The organism is Rhodococcus sp. IEGM 1330 (genome assembly GCF_033142445.1).
In the GTDB taxonomy this organism is placed as follows: Bacteria; Actinomycetota; Actinomycetes; order Mycobacteriales; family Mycobacteriaceae; genus Rhodococcoides.
The window spans coordinates 119954-141152 of record NZ_JAWLSB010000002.1; the positions used below are offsets into that span (position 1 = coordinate 119954).

Consider the following 21199-nt stretch of genomic DNA (forward strand, 5'->3'; position numbering starts at 1 on the left):
GGCCCTGGTCCGCTTAGGGTTTTCATCATGGTTGCCGTACGCGCCTCACGCGCGCTCGTGGTTCTCGTTCTCGGACTGTTGATGGCCCTCACGCTCGCCGCGTGTGGAACGTCGAACTCCGATGATCAGGCGGCTGCAGGTCCGACCGACCTGTGCGCCCCTCCCGGAGTCGACAGTGCGTCGTCCACCCCGACGAACTTCGACGCTGCCGCAGCGGCCGCGACGGAGGACAGATACACGACGGCGAACGTCACTCCGCTGGACCGAGTGGACACGAACGCTCTGGGATTGGCGACGCCGGGAGTGCTGACCGTCGGCACCCTGTCCGACGCCCCGCCGAGCATCTGCCTGGACTCGGCCGGCCAGTACACCGGGTACGACAACGAGCTGTTGAAGGCCGTCGCCGCGAAACTAGGCCTGCAGATCAATTTCTCGGGCACCGAGTTCTCGGGCCTGCTCGCACAGGTTTCAGGTCGACGCTTCGACGTCGGATCGTCCTCCATCACGACGACGGACGAGCGACGCAACACCGTCGGGTTCACCAACGGCTACGACTTCGGCTACTTCTCCCTCGTTGCTCAGACCGGCGGCCCGATCAGCCGGTTCGAGGACCTGAACGCGGGCAGCAGGATCGGCGTCGTGCAGGGCACCGTGCAGGACGACTACGTGGTGAACACGCTCGGCCTCGATCCAGTGAAGTTCCCCGACTACAACACCGCCTACGCCAACCTCCGCACCGGGCAGATCGACGCCTGGGTGGCCCCGTCCCAGCAGGCGGAGGGCTTGGTCAAGCCCGAGGACGGCACGGCGATCACGCAGAACACGTTCTCGCTGAACAACTTCGTGGGCTGGGCTGTCGCTCGCGACAATCAACCGCTGATCGATGCCCTCAACTCCGGGCTCGACGCGGTGATCGCCGACGGCACCTGGGCCTCGCTCTACTCGAATTGGGTTCCTCGCGAGCTTCCCGACGGCTTCAAGCCCGGCAGCAAAGCCGCCCCCGAGCCGGAGCTACCCGACTTCGCCGCCATCGCGGCACAGAACGACGCGAATGCTCCCGAAGCCGTTGCCGTTCAACCCAAATCCACGCTGGCGCAACTGGGCGACACGTTCTTCGACTGGTCGCTGTACAAGTCCGCCATCCCCGACCTGTTCAAGGTGGGCCTGCCCAACACGCTGATTCTGGCGTTGGCGTCGGGCATCATCGGTACGGTGCTGGGCATGCTGCTGGCCCTGGCCGGGCTCTCGCGTACCCGCTGGCTGCGGTGGCCGGCGCGCGTCTACACCGACATCTTCCGCGGACTGCCCGCCGTGGTCATCATCTTGATCATCGGCCTCGGCATCGGCCCGGTGGTGCAGGGTGTGACCGGCGGCAATCCGTACTGGCTCGGCGCAGCGGCACTGTCGCTGCTCGCCGCGGCATACATCGGCGAGATCTTCCGGTCCGGCATCCAGAGCGTCGAGGCCGGTCAGATGGAAGCCGCACGGGCACTGGGCTTCAGCCGTCGTCGCTCGATGAACCTGGTGGTCGTCCCGCAGGGTGTCCGACGCGTCCTGCCTGCACTGATGAACCAGTTCATCTCACTGATCAAGGACTCGTCGCTGATCTACTTCCTCGGACTGCTCGCCACCCAACGCGAGCTGTTCGCAGTCGGCCGAGATCTCAACGCACAGACCGGAAATCTGTCCCCGCTCGTCGCCGCCGGATTGTTCTACCTGGTGCTGACAGTGCCGCTCACCCATCTCGTGAACTACATCGACAAGCGACTGCGCACCGGCAAGGCCGAGCAGACGCTGGACCCGGTCGAGCAGGCCGTCGTCGTGGAAAGAGGCTGACATGACTTCTGTTTCGCTCGTAGGCAGAGATATTCACCTGTCCTTCGGTACCAACAAGGTGCTGCGCGGGGTGAGTATCGACGTCCCGGCCGGCACGACCACCACGGTCATCGGCCCGTCGGGCTCGGGCAAGTCGACGCTGCTGCGTGCTCTCAATCGACTGCACGAACCCGAACAGGGCGACATCCTGCTCGACGGCAAATCGGTGCTGAAGGACAACCCCGACGAGCTGCGTCAGCGCATCGGCATGGTGTTCCAGCAGTTCAACCTGTTTCCGCACAAGACCGTTGCGGACAACATCGCTCTGGGCCCGCGCAAGCTGCTCGGCCTGTCCAAGGAGGCGGCTCGCGCGGCCGCGATGGATCAGCTCGAACTGGTGGGGCTGACCGACAAGGCGGATTCGCGTCCGGGCAATCTCTCCGGTGGCCAGCAGCAGCGCGTCGCCATCGCGCGAGCACTGGCCATGAAGCCCGAGGTGATGTTCTTCGACGAGGCCACCTCCGCTCTCGACCCCGAGTTGGTGAAAGGCGTGCTGGCGCTGATGGCCGACCTCGCGAAGGGCGGCATGACCATGGTGGTGGTGACCCACGAAATGGGCTTCGCGCGATCGGTGTCCAACAGGGTGCTGTTCATGGACCACGGCAGCGCCGTCGAAACCGGAACACCGGAGCAGTTGTTCGACGATCCGCACACCGATCGACTCAAGACGTTCCTCTCGCAGGTGCTGTGAGCGCAGGTACTAAGGGCATCCTCGTTGTCCGCGTCTTCACCTGAACGTTCCTTTACTTTCGCTTTTGGGTGACAGCGTGCCGTGTCATGAAGCCACTACCCTTGTTCGCGGTTCACGACGGAAGCTCCAAGCGATCAACATTGACGTGCAAGTACAAGTGCGCGGATGCGTGTTTCCACGAGGTTCCCAACACTTCGAAGGGTGAATACTTCGGCGACATCGTCAAGACCGCGATGTCGCGGCGCGGTGTGATCAAGGGCGGTGCCATGGCGGTGCTCGCCGTGGGCGCCGGTAGCGCTCTCGCGGCGTGCTCGACCGACGAGCCCGCCACCACCGGAAGCGGAACCTCGAGCACGTCGGGTGCCGATACCCCGCCCGTCGACGGCGTGGATTTCGTTGCGGTGGAACCGAACACCGAGGACGCCGTCGTGGTACCCGAGGGCCACGAGCAGGCCGTCGTGATCCGCTGGGGCGATCCGGTGGTCGAAGGCGCTCCGGCGTTCGACTTCGACAACCAGACCGCTGCCGCGCAGGCGATGCAGTTCGGCTTCAACAACGACTTCGCCGGCCTGCTTCCGGTGGAAGGCACGCCCAACGCCTTCCTGCTGGCGGTCAATCACGAGTACACCACCGAGCCGGCGATGTTCAAGGGCTACGACGCGGAGAAGCCGACGCGCGAGCAGTTCGACATTGCGCTCGCGGCACACGGCCTGACGGTGGTTCAGGTTCAGGGCGAGGGTAATTCGGGCAAGCTCACCCCAGCGATGGGCCGATACAACCGTCGCATCACCGGTACCACGGAGTTCGTCGTCACCGGCCCCGCCGCGGGCAGCGACTTCCTCAAGACCAGCGTCGACCCGACGGGCACCCGCGTGCTCGGCACCTTCAACAACTGCTCGGGCGGTCTGACGCCGTGGGGCACGGTGCTCTCCGGCGAAGAGAACTTCAACCAGTACTTCGGCAACGCGGAGACGGTCACCGAAACCGTCGCCGCCGAGCGGCTCGCCCGCTACGGCATAGAGGGTGCCGCCAGCGATCGCAAGTGGGAGACCTTCGACAAGCGCTTCGACCTCGCTCAGGAGCCCAACGAGGCCAACCGATTCGGGTACATCGTCGAGGTGAACCCGTGGGATCCGCAGTCGGCTCCGATCAAGCACACCGCGCTGGGACGCTTCAAGCACGAAGCCGCCACCATCTACGTCACCGACGACGGCACCGTCGTCGCCTACAGCGGTGACGACGAGCGCTTCGACTACATGTACAAGTTCGTCTCGAGCCGCAAGATGATGCCCGGCACCGGTGCGGCAGCGATGCGCAACAACCTGACGCTGCTGGACGCGGGCACGCTGTACGTCGCGACACTCACCGGCGACACTCCCGACGAGATCGACGGCTCGGGCACCCTGCCCGCCAACGGCGAGTTCCGCGGCACCGGAACGTGGATCCCGCTGCTCGAGACCGGCGAGGACGGCCGCGGCACGTCGCTGGTCGACGGCATGTCGGCCGAGGAGGTCGCGGTGTTCACCCGCCAGGCAGGCGACAAGGTGGGCGCGACCAAGATGGACCGCCCGGAGGACTTCGAGCCCAACCCGGTGACCGGCAAGGTCTACGTCGCGCTGACGAACAACACCAACCGAGGCACCGAAGGCAAGGCCGCGGCCGACGAGGCCAACCCCCGCAACACCAACAAGAACGGCCAGGTGCTCGAGATCGACGACGACCACGCGGGCACGTCGTTCACCTGGAACCTGCTGCTGGTGTGCGGTGACCCGAACGAGGCCGACACGTACTTCGGCGGCTTCGACAAGAGTCAGGTCAGCCCCATCTCGTGCCCCGACAACCTGGCGTTCGACTCGAAGGGCAACCTGTGGGTCTCCACCGACGGCAACGCCCTCGACTCCAACGACGGCCTGTTCGCCGTGGTGCTCGACGGCCCGCGCCGAGGTGAGACCCGCCAGTTCCTGACGGTTCCCGCGGGCGGTGAGACCTGCGGCCCCATCGTCTCCGACGAGCGGGTCGTGGTGTGCGTGCAGCACCCGGGCGAAAGCGACGACGCCACCGCCGACGCACCGATCTCGCATTGGCCCGACGGCGGCGACACCCAGCCGCGGCCCTCCGTCGTCGCAGTGTGGAAGTCGGCGTAGCAACTCAGGATCGGCAATGAACCGAAGGCGCCCGTAGTCGAAAGCAGTCGACTGCGGGCGCTTTTCCGTTCTCGGCTACCGGTGTGGTTGCGAGACTTACAGGTGGACAGGCGTCACCAACGAGCGAGGCCCCGCAGCGACTCCGGTGTGCCCGCATAGTGATTGATGTCGGTGCGCCCGTCGATTCCGGGAATCGTGCCGCGGTCGGTGAACTGCCAGAACAGCCAGTTGGTCCATCCTCCGGGCAGCGGCCCCAGCTCGTCGTCGTAGTCGGCAATCCACAGCGGATAGTTGTTGAACTCGTGGGTGTCGGCCATCGCCGTACGCCAGAAGTTCGGATAGGTGTAGATGGTCGGCTGACGGCCGGTCAGCGTCTGGACGGTATCTAGGTACCGGTGCGTCCAGTCGATCACCTCGGCAGGCGACCTCCCCTTCGCATCTTCGAGGTCGAGCACCGGCGGCAGATCACCCGGACCGTTGATCCCCAGCACCAGCGCCGAGTAGTACGCGCCCTGCAACTCGGGTGAGAGCGTCACATCGGCGTAGTGGTACGCCCCGCGCGCCACGTTCGCCGTGCGCATGACGATGGAATCCTCGACGAAATACGGGTTGACGTAATCCAGACCCTCGGTGGCCTTGACCATCGCGAATCCGTGGCCTGCAGCCTTGACGGCATGCCAATCGATCGCGGTACCGTCGATGTGTTGCCACGACGAGACGTCCGGGCCCTGCGGAACGGCGGACGCAATCCCTGGCGCAGCACAGGCGATGACACCGACCGAGAACAATCCGAACAGGGCACGCAACGTGCGGGAGAAGACCACCCGGGTGAGATTAAAGGCCCGGACCTGGGCACTCAATGGTGAACAGTCACTAGTGCGTTCTGTCCACAGACGTGGTTGAGTCGTCGGTAATGAGACGTGGGTAACACTCACGCTGCCGACAGCGACATACCCAGAGTCGGCACGAACAAACCAATGGAAACACGAACTACATCTCTTGGCTCGGAGGCGCACCCATGACTGTCGTGAACGATCTATCGCATCTGGCTCTCACGGAACTCGACCCGTCCGACTACGCGGTGCCGACCATCGCGCCGATCCGAACCACCGGACACCTCGACCCCGTGTTCTGCATCCACCCCCTGGTGGGTCTGGTCGATTGCTACGCGGGCCTGGCAGCTCACGTCGACGACGACCGCCCCATCTACGGCGTTCAGGTTCCCGCGTCCGGTGAGCGCGCCGAATCCTTCGCGGCACTGGCGGCGCAGTACGCCGACGACATCGCTCGCATCCAGACCGACGGCACCGTCCACCTTCTGGGCATGTCGTTCGGCGGAGTTCTCGCTCACGCCATCGCCGTCGAACTGCAGCACCGGGGCGTCACCGTCGGCGCACTGACACTGCTGGACAGCGACCCGGTCCGGGCCCGCGCCGAGGGCGCAGATCTCCTCGCAGCCATGGGCGACGAGATCGATCGCAGCCATGTCGAGGAACTGCTCGCCGTCGCGTCGCACAACGACGAACTCGTTCAGCGCCACCTGCCCGGCATCTACTTCGGTGACATCCTGGCCGTCTCGTCCCTGGGTACCGACTCCGGTTCCGCGTGGCATCCCTTCGTCTGCGGCACCGTCGCCAAATACCTCGTGCCCGACGCCACCTCGTTCGACGTCGTCGGTCCTCTCGTCGACAGCTACCTCGGCTGACGCTTCTCGCTACCCCAGCCAGTCCAGCACGGCCGCGGCCGTCCAGGATTGCTGCATGCTGCCGAGCGGCTTGCCGGTGAACGGCTCGTAGTACTCGGCGAAGCTGCCGTCGCTGGCTTGGCGCAAGCCTTCGTCGCGCAACGACAGTGACCGCTCCGACCAACCACGACGGGCGAACGCCCACGAGAACAACCACGTCATCACCGGCCATACCGGCCCGCGCCAGTACTCACGGGCACGGAAATCCTTCGACACCGGGGACGTGGACGGCGGAACCGCATATCGCAGATCCGGGTGCCCGCAGAACCGAGTGCCCTCGAAAATTCGAAGTAGGTTGCGCTCCTGCTCGCGGGGCAGTCCGCCGCACAGCAACGGCGCGAACATCGCGATGGTCTCGGTGCCGATCCACTGGCCCGTCCGCAGATCGAAGTCACGGGCCCCACCGGAGCGCGCGTCCGTCGTCGCGATGACTCCCTTGCGGAACTTCTCCGCCCACGACCGCAGCTCCCGAACATCGGAGTGGGGACGCGAATGGTCCTCGCCGATGGTCGCGAGCACATCGCATGCCACCGCGAAGATGGCGCTGACGAACACATCCTCGACAGCGAAGCTCATCTTCGTCTTCAACGCATCGTCGTCGTACCCGACCTGCTTCATCTCCTCCACCAGCCAGATGTAGCGGTCGTACTCGAGATTGCTGGGCCGCTGAGAGGCATCGGAGATCACCGCCTTGTCCTCCCGGAAGTACGGATCCATCTCTCCCGGAACCACATTCGCGTAGGCCGAATCCCACCGTGGCGAATTGTCCATCCCCGACTCCCAGCCGTGGAAGACCGCGATCCGCCCGTTGTCGTCGACATCGCGGGCCTGGGCGAGCCAGCGATGCCACCGCACCAGATCACCCCAGCGGCGATCGAGAAACTCCTCGGCGACGGCACGCGTCGTACGTCCGTGGCGTTTGGAGTGATCGAGGATGCGCTGCACCGCGATCGCGTGGACCGGCGGCTGGGTGATCCCCGAGGTCTGCGGGCTCATCGGTGCATGCGACGCGAGCGTGCCGGTTGCCCACCGCGCCGGCCCGGGGAAGTAGCCGTCGACACCGTTGGCGAAGACGATGTGCGGGATCATCCCGTTCTTCCACTGCGCGGAGAGCAAGGTGTCCATTTCCACCACGGCACGCTCCACGCTCAGCGGAGCCAGTCCGACGGAGACGAACGCCGCATCCCAACTCCACATGTGCGGGTAGAGCCGCGGGGCAGCGCTGGTCATGGTGCCCAGGTCGTTGCCCCTGAGCAGATATGCCGCGCGCGCCGCCAGCTGCGTGGAAGTGAAACCTCGATCGCCCATGCAGACAGTTTGCGTCCATACGCGGGATTCCGCTCGTTTCGATTGCGGACCGAACGTGTCCTCGATTGTTCCTAGTGTGGGTTTCACCAGCCCACCCAGGAGGAAACGATGACCACCGAGAACACCGACATCACCACGATGCTCGACGAACAGCGCGCGAACTTTCTCATCACCGTCCGCGGACTCACCGACGAGCAGGCGCGCACCCGCACCACCGCCAGCGAACTGACTCTCGGCGGGTTGCTGCATCACGTGATCAGCAACGAACGGCACTGGATGGCGGTGATCGCCGATCTCGACGAGACAGCCGAGTTCGACATGGCGTCCGCCGGAGGTGAATACCTCATGGCGGACGACGAGACTGTCGCAGGACTGATCACCGAATGGGAAGAGGTGGCGCGCTCGACTACCGACGCCCTCTCGACGTTGGATCTCGATGTGTCGGTCCCGGTCCCGACGGCACCCTGGGCACCCGAACGCATCTGGCAAAGCGCACGATTCACGGTGCTGCACATCCTGCGCGAGATCTCCCAGCACGCGGGTCATGCAGACATCATTCGCGAAGAACTCGACGGTGCGAGCACCACACAGACCTGGGCAGCCGCGGCGGGGATGAGCTTCTAGTTAATCTGGGGGTATGCCTACTGCACTGGTGACCGGAGCAAGCCGCGGCCTCGGGGCCCACATCGCCCGACTGCTCGCCCCGGATCACCACGTGTTGTTGGGGGGACGATCGGCCGAGTCTCTCGAGCCGATCGCGTCGGAACTGGCCGGATCCACCCCGTGGCCGGTGGAGCTGACCGATCCCGACGCGGTTGCGGCGGCCGCGTCGGGCATCGATTCCCTGGACGTGTTGGTGCACAACGCCGGAGTCGCGGCGCTGGGGACCGTCGAGGAGTCGACTGCGGAGGACTGGCGGCGACAGTACGAGGTGAACGTCATCGCCGTCGTCGAGCTGACCCGGCTGCTCCTACCGGCGCTGCGGAAAGCGAACGGTCATGTGGTGCTGATCAATTCGGGTGCCGGCATTCGCGCGAACCCCGGTTGGGGCGGCTACGCGGCGAGCAAGTTCGCGCTACGGGCCTTCGGGGATGCACTGCGACTGGAGGAGCCAAAGCTTCGCGTCACCTCGATTCATCCCGGACGTATCGACACCGAGATGCAGCAGGAGATTGTCGCGCACGAGGGTGGGGAGTACGACGGCTCGAAGTTCTTGCAGCCCAGCACCGTTGCCCGTGCAGTACGCAATGCCATCGACACGCCTGCCGATGCTCACCCCACCGAAGTGGTGCTTCGCACCAGGTGAGCGGAAGTTCGTAGCAGGGGTCGAGTTTCCGCTCACGACAGAGGGTTTGGCGTAAGTCTGGTAGTTCGTCGATTCGACGAACGTGCGAGGGTATCGGCTATGTAAATTGCGCCGGGCCGACTGACCTGTACCCCGGCAACGAAAAGACCGACGCCAAAGACGCCTTCATCATCGCTGATGCCGCCCGCACACCGCTCCGGAACGTCCGTCAAAGGCGAGCACCGACAACACAGTGGCAGCTCCAAACTCAAATGCGCCATCCACCTCTCGGCGTTTGCCGCACTGAAAGACCCCATCTCCCGGACCTACTACGACCGAAAGCGAGCCGAAGGCAAGAACCACCGCGCCGCCCTCATCTGCCTCGCTCGACGCCGCAGCAACGTCCTGCACGCCATGCTGACGAGCGGAACCGAGTACCGACCGGCGCAGCAACGTCACTGGGAAACGATCGCCGCTTACGGCAGACCCAGGGCGTGTTGGTAAATGCTGTCGAGGGCCGACGCGGGGGCGCTGTCAGACTGCTGACATGTCGATCGCACTTGTCCCGATAACCCCCCAACGGTTTCCCTCGTGGCTGGAACGGAGCCAGACCGAGTACAAGACGGACCTGGTCGCTACAGGTGAGACGCCACGCGCCGCTGAGGAGCACGCCAGGGATGCGTACAAGCGTGCTTTCCCAGCGGGTACTCCCACCCCGGGAAACACTGTGTTCGACCTCGTCAACGACACTGACCACATCGTCGGGTACCTCTGGATTGGCCGTGACAACTCGGACGACGACACCTCGTGGTGGGTTTGGGATGTCGTGGTCGAGCCAGAGCACCGAGGCAAAGGTTATGGGCGAACAGCGATGCAGCTCGCCGAAGGCCATGCGCGGGCAAAGGGTGCGCAGACGCTGGGACTCAGCGTGTTCGGTTTCAATGCGGTCGCGCGCGGGATGTACGAGTCAGCCGGATATGAAACCACAAGTGTGAAGATGCGCAAGAAGCTCTGACCCCCTCAATCCTTGTCTCTTGGGACGTCTTCCTTCGCGAAGTGCCGATGCTTCCCGAAGTCATTGGCGTCGTGCATTTTTCGTCGTGTTCAATATCATTGGGTACCCGGCGCGGCAGCGAATGCGGTTGGGTCGAGATGTTCTCGAGTTTTTTCGGTTGTTCTGTGACTGCGGTTCACTACCTGCTGAATTGGACCTTGATACCATGCGGCCGTCTGGTGCGACGGACCTCGAAGAGGCAATCGGCACGCTCGATAGTTCGAGCTATGGTCGCCGTAAAAGTCGCAACCAATTGATAGTTTGGCGACGATTCAAAACGGTGCAGTGACGGGCCAATGTGCTCCTACGACCACCCCATCCGTCGCTCAGAGATCGTCGAGTTTCACTATGCCGTCTTGCAGAGCCCTGGCGACGAGTGCCGCCTTCGTCGGCGCAGCCCGACCGACGCGGGAATATTTGTCCCGAATTCGTGTCAGGTGGGTATTGACGGTTCCCAGCGCGATGTGGAGGCGAGCACCGACTTCGACTTTGGAGTCGCAGTTCAACCAGACCTTCAGGACTACAACTTCACGCTCGGTCAGTCCGGGTGACGCGTACGTCGGCACTGGTCGTTGGCCATGGACTCGCCCCGGCGCAAGAGTGGAGCGGGTGACAGGCGGCCTCGGGCCGAGGGGGTTGCGCACTGTCCCGGGTGCCGAGACGCGCGTCTGGACTTGGGGTCGATGATCGATCAACACCATCTGATCCTCCTCGAGATACCGGCCTTGAGGCCGATGTGTATCGGACCACGGCCGGTGAACACCCTGCAACACAAACCAATTCGAGAAAATTGTCGATTTGAGTGTTTCGTCTACACAGGGATTTAGTCGAAACTAAACCAAGCAGGCTCGGTCACTGAATTGCTATAGTTCGTGATCCATTCAGGTGCTGTGAAGTCCAGTGAAGGCGGTTGACGTTGAACCCTAGGTCTGTCCCGCGTGAACAATTTCTGCACGCCGGATACCGACTCCTGAACGAAGTGGACATGACCGATCTGGCCCGGTCGCTGTCCATCTCGGCGGTAGTCGACGGTGCTGGGCTGTCGCATCAAACGTTCCACAACACCTACCCCGGCAACTCCCGCAGCGGAGGTTCCGGCGGCAAAGAGGCGTTTGTGGCGGATCTGCTCGACAACCTCACCGTGAGTTACAGCGGCACTGCACACACCGACCCGCCTGCCGGGCTTCGAGACGCGGCCGCACCGGTGTCCGCGCTATTCGAGGACCTGACCTCCGGCCTGATGCGGAGGCGCCTGGTCGCCACCCTGCTCGCTACCAACCACGACGGGGCGCGCAAAGCCGTCACCCCCGAATTCGAGCGACTGGATGCCGACCTGCGCACCAAGGTGGGTCAGGCTATCCAAGCTCAGGGCGGGTCCGTCCGCCAACCGATGTCACTGACCTCCCTCTCCACTGTCATCGGAGCTCTGCTCGACGGACTCGCACTACGAGAGATGCTGACTCCCGGTTCCTTCTCCGGGGACGACATCGCCGCAGCGACTACCTCGATCCTGCGGTGGGCGATCGATCCACTGCATTCCGATCGACAAGCATCCGACCCCGAACCGGCATATCCTTCCGACGACTCCGACGCTCTACGGCCAGACCTCGAGGCCGACGTGATCACCGCAACGGAAGCTCTGTTCGTCGACAACGGATACTTTCTCGTCACACTCGCTGACATCGCGGCAGCCGCACGCCTCCGAGTCGACGACCTTCGACGGCTGTTCCCGAGCAAAGTCGACATCATCGTCGCCGCGCTGAAACCGAAATTCGATCGAGTCCTGCGATTACGTCGAGCCGACGAGCGTCTCGGCATCGAACCCGCTGTCGCATTGCGCCGCACTCTGATCGAGGTAGGCGAATTCGTGATCGACAACCGAGCCATGAGTTCCGGGATGCTGCTCGCCTTGAGCTTCGAGCAGTTCCAGCAGCCCAACACCGTCACCACAGTTCTGGAAAACCTCTTCCTTCCCTCTGCTGTGGTCCCGATCCTCGAACGGGGACGCGAAACGGGCGTGTTCAGCGATGAAGCACCGACGATCGAGGCGGCAGTCATGCTGACCAACAACGTGCTGTTTCGATGCTTGACGCGGCCGAACGAAACGGCAATCGACGTTGCCGACGGCGTTCTCCGACTGCTCATGCCCGGCATCGCAACAAGGACCCCATAAGGGTGCCGCACCACCGCGCCCGTGCCTGCGGCGTGGCGAGGTGAGTGTGACCGAAGTGGATCCCACGCACTGGGGTCGATTGGCACGACTGTCGCAGCACCTGCTCAACGACATCGAAGTCGGATCCGGAGACGACGGCACCTGGTATGTGAGTCGCGATATCGAGGCCGCGTTGCTTCGACGCACGGTACTGGGATCCGAGCCGCAGATCGTCGTCGGTGAAGCCGGGCACGGAAAATCGACACTGCTGTGGTCGCTGCACCGAGCGCTACAGGGGCAGGGGCTCCATCCGGTACTGGTCTCGGCTACCTGGCTCCATCCTGGAGACGACGGCATCCGCACAGCCTCGACCGATGAGATTATCTCGGCCATCACCGGTCGAACGGGCGCAATACTGCTGCTCGACACCGCGGACCTGATGCTGCACAGCCGCTCTGCTCGTCACGACATCATCGACCTTGTCACAGTGCTCGCGCGGATGGCAGTCCCTGTAGTTCTGACGACCAGGCCGCTCGAAGGACAAAGCCTTCCCGCGAACCTGGGGCACAGGATCACCCTCGGGCCGTTCTCCTCGAACTCCGAACTTCCGACCGCGATCGAGGCATTGACCGTCGAATTCATCGCCGACGACTCGGTGATGCCTGCGAATCCGGTCTCGGCGGTCCAGTCCGCCCTGGACCGTGGTGCTCTCGTCGACGACGTGTGCACCAGCCCCTTGCTGCTCAGACTTCTGTTCTCGTTGTCGGCACCACATTTTCCTCAGCTCGAACTCGACGTCTCCGGCCTCTACAACCTGTTCTGGTCGCGCCGTATCGTCAGCGATCACCGCTCCGGACCGGAGGTACCGGCTGAGGACTCCGACGACCTCTCTGCCAGTGCCGGGTTTCTGGCGATCGCCATGCTCGCGTTGGGAACACCCGAACCACCCGTCGACGTCGTCGTTCGACGCGCGGCGCAGGTCGCCGCATCGGCGGACCATGCATACGACGACGTGGTCCTGCGCAGACATGTGCGGGCACTGACTCGGCGCGGCGTACTGATCACAACCGACAATCGTGCCCGGTTTCTCCATCAAACGTTCTTCGAGTTTGCCGCCGCCAATGGGCTCGCCAACAGGGGTGCCGAAGACGAACTGCCGAGATTGATCGCTCGTGTTGCACAGACGCCCGACGATCTGTTGGTCGGTGCCGTGGTCGAACAAACCTTGATCATCCTGGGAGCAGATCTGCTTGCCAGACCCGCCGTCCGTGCGAGTTGTCAGACGCTCATCCGCACCGGGCGTCCATATCCGATCTCGATTGCCATGACCGCGTGGGCGCATCATCCGGCAATACTCGAGCTCACCACCGACATGTTCGCTGCGATCGCCGACAACCAGCTGCGTCGATACCTTACGACCCTGCCGTTGCTGGACTCGCGGCAATTCGCCGAGCGCGCAAGAGATTTCGGCCACCGGCTGAACATCATTCCCCGGGGCATAGGAACAGGTACATTTCACGAAATACTGTCACCTCACGACCGCTCGATTCATCCGCCGAATGCGAGGGGACCTGAGGAACTCACCGCGTACCAAGAGCGCCTCGTTCGCGCTCTGCACCGCGTGGAGGCACGGCGGGGTGATCTCGAACGCGCCACAGACGAGGCCTACCGTGCGATTCGACGCGCCGCCGGCAGCAAAGACGACGATCATCTCGGCCGTATCTTGTTCAGCATTTCCCGATCTGCGTTCTATCGGTTGAAAGCCGGCTCGAGTTGGAGCGCACCTGGAAGAACGCTCTGCGCCGACATCGATGCCCACGGAGAAACCATCGGTGAGCGCTTCGACCTCACACGGTTGCACGACGCCTATGTTGCCGCGGCTCAGGAGGCCGACGATGCCCGCCATGCCAGGGATGGGCATGGCGGATCCGCAGGTCAGTGATGTTCGTCGCCAGTTCCGAGTTTCTCGAGACGTCGAACAGACACGCCACACGATCGAATCACACCGTTCCCCAACGTGATTCCCGTCCACCGCCTGGCCGGCGGTGGACATGATCGAAAGGTCAGGCCATGAACCCGGCAGATCGGCACGACCCAACACACACGGCTCTCCGGCTCGTCCAGTCCATCGCACTCGCTGTGCCCGCGTATCGCCGTCTCCTGGCCGAGCACGGAATCGAGATCGACGCGATCGCCACGATGACCGACCTCGCTCAATTGCCGACCACCTCGAAGGACACCTACCGACGAACCAACATCCTTGCCGATCTGCAGGCCGGCGGGCCCGAAGAAGTCGAGACCATCGCGAGCAGCGCCGGATCGTCGGGAACCCCGACCTTCTGGTCACGCGGACAGCGGAGCACCGATCACGGAGCAGCGATGTTCGGGCACGTGCTGCGGGAATGTGCACACACCGAACAGCGAACGACTCTCGCGCTCGTGACGTTCCCACTCGGTCCGTACATCGGAGGTGCCTTCATGTACGCCATGTTGCTCGAACTCCGAAAGCGTGGTCACCGGCTCTCGATAGCGACCCCCGGCATGGATCCCGACGTCATTGCGGAGGTGGTGTCGGAGGCCGCAGATGGATATCAGCAGATCGTCATCTTCGCGTATCCCCCGATCGCCCGAGACCTCCTCGACACTCACGGCGAACTGCTTCGACGGCACGACGTCGTGATCATCGTCGGCGGTGAACCCGTCAGCGAAGCATGGCGCTCCCTCGTCCACGGCATGCTAGGCGACCCCGACGGAGACCGGGTACGCGTGGTCTACGGAGCAACCGACGTTGGATTCGTCGGCTACGAAACGGCAGCCACGATTGCCATACGCTCAGCGGCAGCTGAGGATTCGGCATTGAACCGCGCGATGTTCGGTACCGAGTACACCGAAGGAGATGTCGTCCAGCAACCCGCATTCGTGCAGTATCGACCCGAGTTCACCTACATCGAAGTCGACCCCGACGGGTACCTACTCTTCACAGTCGGCGGCGTACTACCGCTGGTGCGCTATCGAGTGAACGACCGAGGAGAAGTCTTCGTCGGCAGCGCCGTCCGCGACCGACTCGTCGGCTCCGGATATCCCGCTCTCGCGCAGGACGTCGACCCGAATGCTCACTACCTGTCGGTGTTCGGACGAACCGACGTCGCCGCCATCTACAGTGCCGTCAACATCTATCCCGACTACTTCCGACCGGCCGTCGAACACATCTCTCTGGCAACACGATTGACGGGACGGTTCATCGCTCGCTGCGAGACCGACAGCGAACAGCGCCAGACATTGACGCTCGACGCTGAGCTTCGGCCCACACTGGAATCCGATCCCGATACTGCCGAACAACTCCGGCAGCTGTCCATCGCCAGCCTTCGACAATTGAGCGCGGAGTACCGCATCGTGCACGACCAGAAGGGTCACGACGCGGAACCCGTCGTGCGCCTACGGCCGTTCCGCTCCGCCGGCTTCGTCACCGGAGGAAAGCAGAAGTCGATCGACCAGCAACCGTAGTCGCCGTTTCAGCCACCTCGGTGATCGTCCACCCATTCCGGATGCTCGCGCTGGGCCCACTCTCGCGTGACGACACCCTCCGTCATGCCGCGCATGGCCTCGGTATCTCGCCATGCATACGTGATGTGACCGACCACCAGAAGGCCGAATCCCAGTGCGAACCAATCGTGCACGAATGTCGCGCCGATCCGCCAGTTCAGCGGGCTCCAGTTCTGGAAATACATCACCGCACCGGTCAACAGCAGCACTAGAATCGATCCACCGCTGAGCGCGCCGTTCAGCTTCTGGCCGGCGTTGAACTTACCGACCCCCACCGCGCCGAGGCGACGGGCCTTGGAACGCAACCACTTCCAGTCGTCGTCGACGAATCTGTTGAGGCGCTCCATGTCCCGTCGGTAGCCCTTCGATATCGCACCGGCGATCAACGGAACCGGAAGGAGGAAGCCCGACCACACGTGGACGAACTCCACGATCGGGCGGTGCCCGACGAGCACTGCGAGCGACCCGATGTACAGGATCGCGGCGGTGACGATGCAGACGATCACCAAGATCCCGACAGCCCAGTGCACGTATCGTTCGACCCGTCCGAATCGCGCGAGCTCAGCCCGTTGGGTCATCGCGACGCCCGTTCGATTCGCCGACGTATGCGTCGATGTCGTATCCACGATTCTCCCAATAGCCCGGCACCACGTTGTCGGTGAGCTCGATCCCGCCGAGCCACTTGATGCTCTTGTAGCCGTACATCGAGGCGACGAACAGCCGAACGGGCCCGCCGTGGTCGTGGGTCACCGGACCGTCCAACATCGTCAGCGCAATCAGGACGTCGTCCCGACGTGCCTGCTCGAGCGTCAGACTCTCCGTATAGGTCCCGTCGAACGAGGTGAAGCGAAGGGAGTTCGCCGACGCGGTGGGTCCGACGGCATCGATAATATCGGCCAAACGCACTCCGCTCCAGCCAACTTCGGGTACTCGCCATCCCGTGACGCACTGAAAGTCACGCACCAACGACGTCTGCGGCATCGAACGTAGGTCCTGCAGAGTGAACGTGCGCGGTGTGTCGACGGAACCGCCCACCGTCAGGGCGTAGGAGTTCTCGTCTTTACGCGGCGCGCCCTGCGTCACCGAGTAGAACCGAAAGTTGTTCCCGACGGGAATCAGTCCGATCAATCCCGTCGGATCGTGATTGCCGAGTGGGCCGAGAACGGACGCCAACCCCTTCTGCACTGCCCCGCCGCCCACGATGCCCGCGGCACCGGCTGCCAGCAGGCCGAGCACGACTCGACGACCCACGGGCCTGCCCGGAATCCCTCGCTCGTCGATCGACATCCCTCCACTGTCCACGCTCGACGCCGATCCGTCACCTGGCGATGCTCGAAGTCTGGAAGTTCGACGCCTGAAGTCATACCGTGGAGACATGGCACTGTCGAAGGCAGAACGCGAAGAATTTCTGGCCGAGTCTCACGTCGCCGCCCTGTCCGTCGCCGCGGGCCCGGATCGTGGTCCGTTGACCGTCCCCATCTGGTACGACTACACACCTGGTGGCCAGGCCTGGGTTCTCACCGGGAAGACGTCGAGGAAGGCCGAATTGATCAGGGCTGCAGGTCGATTCACTCTCATGATCGAGCAGTCGAATCCGACCATCAGATACGTCTCCGTCGAGGGTCCGGTCACTCGCGAGGAGCCGTGCACTCCGGACCTCCTGCGCGCCATGGCTGCGCGCTACCTGCCGCCGGAGAAGGTCGACGGCTATCTCGAGATGGCGAACAGCGAGCACGAGGAAAGCGTGGTGTTCTACCTGCAGCCGGAGCGTTGGCTGTCGGCCGATCTGGGCGCGATCTGACGCGTCGAACTCGAAACTGGGGACGAATTGTGGGCGATATCCGTCCATGACTTCGAGTTCGGCGGAGGATGTGCCCATGTTCGGACGACTGATGACCGCGATGCTCGTGCTGGTGGGTAGTGCCGCATTTGCGGTGGCCGCGCCTGGAACTGCGTCTGCATGTGACTGCGCCGTACCGATGAGCTACGAGAAGACCCCACAGGTCTTCGCCGAGCTGGCCGGAAAGGGAGCGGTGTTTCTCGGGACCCCGACCTCAATGACGACAGGCAGTGATGCCCAGGGTTACAGCGTCGACATCGTGGAATTCGACGTCTCCGGGATTCTCGACGGGCAAGTCCAACCCATCACCACTGTGTCCACCGCCACCGAAACGACTGCGTGTGGCGCGGGATTTACCGTCGGAACCGAGTACCTCGTAGTCGCACGAGCGGAAAACACGGACGGAGCTGCGTGGTCTGCAGGTTCCTGTGGCGGAACCAGTCTCGCCAGCGACCGCGTCTCGGTCGAGTCGGCGATATCGGTGTTCGGGCAACCTCGCCCGATCACCGAGCCCACGCCACCAGAAGTTGTTGCAGCCGAACAGAGTCCAGATCACACAAACTACGCACCCTGGGTAGTCGGCCTCATCGCTGCCGCTGCGGCGTCGGCTCTCGGGGTGTGGTCGGTACGACGGCGCACGCGCTGACCGCCATCCGCGAACTCGAAGCTATGGACGGAAATCGCGAGATTTTCATCCATGACTTCGAGTTCGGCGGGAGCTACTTCAGAACGATGTTCACCATTCGACCCGGGATCACGATGATCTTGGTCGGGGCCTTGCCGTCGAGCAGGGCGACGATTTTCTCGTCGGCCAGTGCCGTCTTCTCGACGTCGTCCTTCGTCGCATCGGCAGGCACCGTGATGCGGCTGCGGACCTTGCCGTTGACCTGGATGGGGTAGTCGACGGTATCGGCGACCAACCACTTCTTCTCCACGCGCGGGAATGGCCCGTGCGCCAACGACTTCTCGTGACCCAGCTTGCCCCAGAGTTCCTCGGACAGGTGCGGCGCCAGCGGAGCGAGCATCAGAATCAGTGGCTCGACGACCCCGCGCGGGGCACCGTCGGGGTAGGCCTTGGTGATGTGGTTGGTCAGCTCGATGAGCTTGGCACCGGCCGTATTGTCGCGCAGCGCAGCGTAATCCGCGTGCACGCCGTCGATCACCCGGTTCAGCACACGCAGGGTGTCCTCGGTCGGCTTGGCATCGGTGACCCGGACCTCGCCGGTCACCTCGTCGAGCACCAGTCGCCAGACACGCTGCAGGAACCGCTGCGCGCCGACGACGTCCTTCGTCGCCCACGGCCGTGAGGTGTCCAGCGGCCCCATCGACATCTCGTAGAAGCGCAGGGTGTCGGCACCGTACTCGGCGAAGATCTCGTCGGGGGAGACCGAGTTCTTCAGGGACTTACCCATTTTGCCGTATTCACGGTTCACGGGCTGGTCCTGATAGAAGTAGCCGCCGTCGCGCTCGATCACCTCGGCCGCGGGCACGTAGACGCCGCGAGCATCGGTGAACGCGAAAGCCTGGATGTAGCCCTGGTTGTACAGACGACGGTACGGCTCACTCGAGCTGACGTGACCCAGGTCGAACAGCACCTTGTGCCAGAAGCGCGAGTACAGCAGGTGCAGCACCGCATGCTCGACGCCACCGACGTAGAGATCGACCCCGCCCGGATCGTTGGGTCCGTGGATCTCCGGACGCGGTCCGACCCAGTACTTTTCGTTCTCCGGGTCCGCGAAAGCCTCGGAGTTGGTGGGGTCGATGTAGCGCAGCTGGTACCAGGAACTACCGGCCCACTGCGGCATGACGTTGGTGTCGCGGGTGTAGGTCTGCAACCCGTCGCCCAGATCCAGGTCGACCTTCACCCATTCGCTGGCCTTGGCCAGCGGCGGGGACGGCTCGGAGCCGGCGTCGTCGGGATCGAACGAGACCGGTGCGTAGTTCTCGACCTCCGGAAGTTCCACCGGCAGAGCAGAATCCGGCAGGCCGTGTGGGTTGCCCTCGGCGTCCCAGACGATCGGGAACGGCTCACCCCAGTAGCGCTGGCGAGCGAACAGCCAGTCGCGCAGCTTGTACTGAATGGTGCCGCGGCCGGTGCCGTCTGCTTCCAACCGCGCGATGACGGCGGCCTTGGCCTCGTCCACCGGCAGACCGTCCAGGAAGTCGGAGTTCACCAAGCCGCCGTCGCCGACGTATGCCGCCTCGGTGACGTCTCCGCCCGAAATAACCTCGTGCACAGGCAGACCGAACGCGGTGGCGAACTCCCAGTCGCGTGCATCGTGTCCGGGAACGGCCATGATCGCGCCGGTGCCGTAGCCCGTCAGAACGTAGTCGGCGATGAACACCGGCACCTGCTCACCGTTGACCGGGTTGCTCACGTACGCGCCGATGAAGACGCCGGTCTTCTCCTTGTTCTCCTGCCGCTCCAGATCCGACTTGGCGGCGATCGACGCGCGGTATGCAGCAACGGCTTCCGCGGGGGTGGCGGCTCCGCCGGTCCACTTGTCGGAAACGTCCGAAGGCCACTCGGGAGCAACCAACCCGTCGACCAGTTCGTGCTCGGGGGCGAGCACCACGTACGTCGCGCCGAACAGGGTGTCCGGGCGGGTGGTGAACACCTCGATGTTCGAGAACGAGACCTGCGCACCGCGGGATCGCCCGATCCAGTTGCGCTGCATGGTCTTGACCTTCTCGGGCCAATCCAGGTACTCGAGGTCGTCGACCAGGCGGTCGGAGTACGCGGTGATCCGCATCATCCACTGCCGCAGGTTCTTTCGGAACACCGGGAAGTTTCCGCGGTCGCTGCGTCCGTCGGCGGTGACCTCCTCGTTGGCGAGCACCGTCCCCAGGCCGGGGCACCAGTTGACCATCGAGTTGGACTCGTACACCAGACGGAAGCCGTCGATCACCTCGCGGCGTTCACCGACGGTCAGCGTCTCCCACGAGCGCCCGTCGTCCAGGGTCCGCTCACCGGAAGCAAAGGCCGCCTCCAGTTCCGCGATGGGCCGCGCTTTATTGAGGTCCGCGTCGAACCACGAGTTGAAGATCTGCAGGAAGATCCACTGCGTCCAGTGATAGAAGTCGACGTCCGTCGTCGCCAGGGACCGTCGGCGATCGTGCCCCAGACCCAGCCGACGCAATTGGCGTCGCATGTTGGTGATGTTGTCCTCGGTGGTGCTGCGCGGGTGCGTGCCCGTCTGCACGGCGTACTGCTCGGCCGGCAGACCGAACGCGTCGTAGCCCAGGGCGTGCAGCACGTTGCGACCCTGCATGCGGTGATACCGCGCGAAAACGTCGGTGGCGATGTAGCCGAGGGGGTGACCGACATGCAGCCCACTGCCCGAGGGGTACGGGAACATGTCCTGCACGAACAGCTTGTCCTTCGGGACGTCTCCGGCGAGGGTTCCGACCGGGTTGGGCGCGTCGAAAGTGCCCTGCGTCTCCCACAGGTCCTGCCACTGCTCCTCGAGGCGCCCGGCGAGTTCGGCTGTGTAGCGGTACTCGGGGGCGGACTCGGTGGGTGCTTCAACGGAATCGGTCACACCTACCAGCCTAAAGTGTGA

At 63.9% G+C, this 21199-nt stretch carries 18 protein-coding genes and 2 pseudogenes; 14 read left to right on the plus strand and 6 right to left on the minus strand.

Annotation, left to right across the window (positions count from 1 at the left end; all coding sequences use genetic code 11):
* The first annotated feature begins 27 nt into the window (after positions 1-27).
* From R4P57_RS05455 to R4P57_RS05465, 3 genes are all read left to right on the plus strand, one after another.
* The gene (locus R4P57_RS05455; protein ID WP_317801849.1) at positions 28-1836 is read left to right on the plus strand and encodes an ABC transporter substrate-binding protein/permease; all 1809 of its coding nucleotides are present in this window, start codon (positions 28-30) and stop codon (positions 1834-1836) included.
* A gap of 1 nt (position 1837) precedes the next feature.
* Complete coding sequence (locus R4P57_RS05460) at positions 1838-2566, plus strand: amino acid ABC transporter ATP-binding protein (protein WP_317801850.1); 729 nt, start codon at positions 1838-1840, stop codon at positions 2564-2566.
* 86 nt (positions 2567-2652) lie between these two features.
* Complete coding sequence (locus R4P57_RS05465; RefSeq protein WP_317801851.1) at positions 2653-4710, plus strand: PhoX family phosphatase; 2058 nt, start codon at positions 2653-2655, stop codon at positions 4708-4710.
* Between the two features lie 113 nt (positions 4711-4823).
* Here R4P57_RS05465 and R4P57_RS05470 read toward each other — a convergent pair whose 3' ends face one another.
* Positions 4824-5534 carry a glycoside hydrolase family 25 protein gene (locus tag R4P57_RS05470; protein WP_411742321.1) on the minus strand — a complete coding sequence of 237 codons (711 nt, stop codon included), beginning with the start codon at positions 5532-5534 and terminating at the stop codon, positions 4824-4826.
* A gap of 194 nt (positions 5535-5728) precedes the next feature.
* Here R4P57_RS05470 and R4P57_RS05475 point away from each other — a divergent pair, with 194 nt between their 5' ends.
* Entirely contained in the window at positions 5729-6415 is a 687-nt protein-coding gene (locus R4P57_RS05475; protein ID WP_317801852.1) for a thioesterase domain-containing protein, read from the plus strand.
* 9 nt (positions 6416-6424) lie between these two features.
* Here the strand turns inward: R4P57_RS05475 and ggh are convergent, their stop codons facing one another.
* The gene (gene ggh / locus R4P57_RS05480; protein WP_094638385.1) at positions 6425-7762 is read right to left on the minus strand and encodes a glucosylglycerate hydrolase; all 1338 of its coding nucleotides are present in this window, start codon (positions 7760-7762) and stop codon (positions 6425-6427) included.
* A gap of 108 nt (positions 7763-7870) precedes the next feature.
* Here ggh and R4P57_RS05485 point away from each other — a divergent pair, with 108 nt between their 5' ends.
* The 5 genes and pseudogenes from R4P57_RS05485 to R4P57_RS05500 all read left to right on the plus strand — a co-directional run bounded on the left by R4P57_RS05485 (position 7871) and on the right by R4P57_RS05500 (position 10062).
* Positions 7871-8386: a DinB family protein gene (locus tag R4P57_RS05485; RefSeq protein WP_317801853.1), complete on the plus strand. Its 516-nt coding sequence runs from the start codon at positions 7871-7873 to the stop codon at positions 8384-8386.
* A gap of 13 nt (positions 8387-8399) precedes the next feature.
* Positions 8400-9068: an SDR family oxidoreductase gene (locus R4P57_RS05490; protein WP_317801854.1), complete on the plus strand. Its 669-nt coding sequence runs from the start codon at positions 8400-8402 to the stop codon at positions 9066-9068.
* 122 nt (positions 9069-9190) lie between these two features.
* Positions 9191-9277: pseudogene (locus tag R4P57_RS26790) on the plus strand (IS110 family transposase); the annotation flags it as partial.
* A pseudogene (locus R4P57_RS05495) lies at positions 9237-9551 on the plus strand (IS110 family transposase); the annotation flags it as partial. The pseudogenes R4P57_RS26790 and R4P57_RS05495, both read left to right, overlap by 41 nt.
* A 43-nt stretch (positions 9552-9594) precedes the next feature.
* On the plus strand, positions 9595-10062 hold the full coding sequence (locus R4P57_RS05500; protein WP_317801855.1) for a GNAT family N-acetyltransferase: 468 nt from the start codon (positions 9595-9597) through the stop codon (positions 10060-10062).
* Positions 10063-10427: 365 nt separating this feature from the next.
* Here R4P57_RS05500 and R4P57_RS05505 read toward each other — a convergent pair whose 3' ends face one another.
* Positions 10428-10802 carry a helix-turn-helix transcriptional regulator gene (locus R4P57_RS05505; RefSeq protein ID WP_317801856.1) on the minus strand — a complete coding sequence of 125 codons (375 nt, stop codon included), beginning with the start codon at positions 10800-10802 and terminating at the stop codon, positions 10428-10430.
* Positions 10803-11086: 284 nt separating this feature from the next.
* Here R4P57_RS05505 and R4P57_RS05510 point away from each other — a divergent pair, with 284 nt between their 5' ends.
* From R4P57_RS05510 to R4P57_RS05520, 3 genes are all read left to right on the plus strand, one after another.
* Positions 11087-12274 carry a TetR/AcrR family transcriptional regulator gene (locus R4P57_RS05510; protein ID WP_317801857.1) on the plus strand — a complete coding sequence of 396 codons (1188 nt, stop codon included), beginning with the start codon at positions 11087-11089 and terminating at the stop codon, positions 12272-12274.
* Between the two features lie 46 nt (positions 12275-12320).
* Positions 12321-14195, plus strand: a complete 1875-nt coding sequence (locus tag R4P57_RS05515; RefSeq protein WP_317801858.1) for an ATP-binding protein — start codon at positions 12321-12323, stop codon at positions 14193-14195.
* A gap of 128 nt (positions 14196-14323) precedes the next feature.
* Positions 14324-15757 carry a hypothetical protein gene (locus tag R4P57_RS05520; protein ID WP_317801859.1) on the plus strand — a complete coding sequence of 478 codons (1434 nt, stop codon included), beginning with the start codon at positions 14324-14326 and terminating at the stop codon, positions 15755-15757.
* A gap of 8 nt (positions 15758-15765) precedes the next feature.
* On the opposite strand, the gene R4P57_RS05525 is transcribed toward R4P57_RS05520, so the two are convergent.
* Positions 15766-16374 (minus strand): cytochrome b/b6 domain-containing protein, encoded by a 609-nt coding sequence (locus tag R4P57_RS05525; RefSeq protein WP_317801860.1) that lies wholly within the window; start codon positions 16372-16374, stop codon positions 15766-15768.
* Positions 16358-17083: a molybdopterin-dependent oxidoreductase gene (locus tag R4P57_RS05530; protein WP_317801861.1), complete on the minus strand. Its 726-nt coding sequence runs from the start codon at positions 17081-17083 to the stop codon at positions 16358-16360. The genes R4P57_RS05525 and R4P57_RS05530 overlap by 17 nt, the downstream gene beginning before the upstream one ends.
* A gap of 88 nt (positions 17084-17171) precedes the next feature.
* Between R4P57_RS05530 and R4P57_RS05535 the strand changes: the two genes are divergently transcribed.
* Together R4P57_RS05535 and R4P57_RS05540 are read left to right on the plus strand one after the other, a co-directional pair.
* On the plus strand, positions 17172-17597 hold the full coding sequence (locus R4P57_RS05535) for a pyridoxamine 5'-phosphate oxidase family protein (RefSeq protein ID WP_317801862.1): 426 nt from the start codon (positions 17172-17174) through the stop codon (positions 17595-17597).
* A 76-nt stretch (positions 17598-17673) separates the two neighbouring features.
* On the plus strand, positions 17674-18282 hold the full coding sequence (locus tag R4P57_RS05540; RefSeq protein WP_317801863.1) for a hypothetical protein: 609 nt from the start codon (positions 17674-17676) through the stop codon (positions 18280-18282).
* 73 nt (positions 18283-18355) lie between these two features.
* On the opposite strand, the gene leuS is transcribed toward R4P57_RS05540, so the two are convergent.
* Complete coding sequence (leuS, locus tag R4P57_RS05545; RefSeq protein WP_317801864.1) at positions 18356-21178, minus strand: leucine--tRNA ligase; 2823 nt, start codon at positions 21176-21178, stop codon at positions 18356-18358.
* Between the last annotated feature and the right edge of the window lie 21 nt (positions 21179-21199).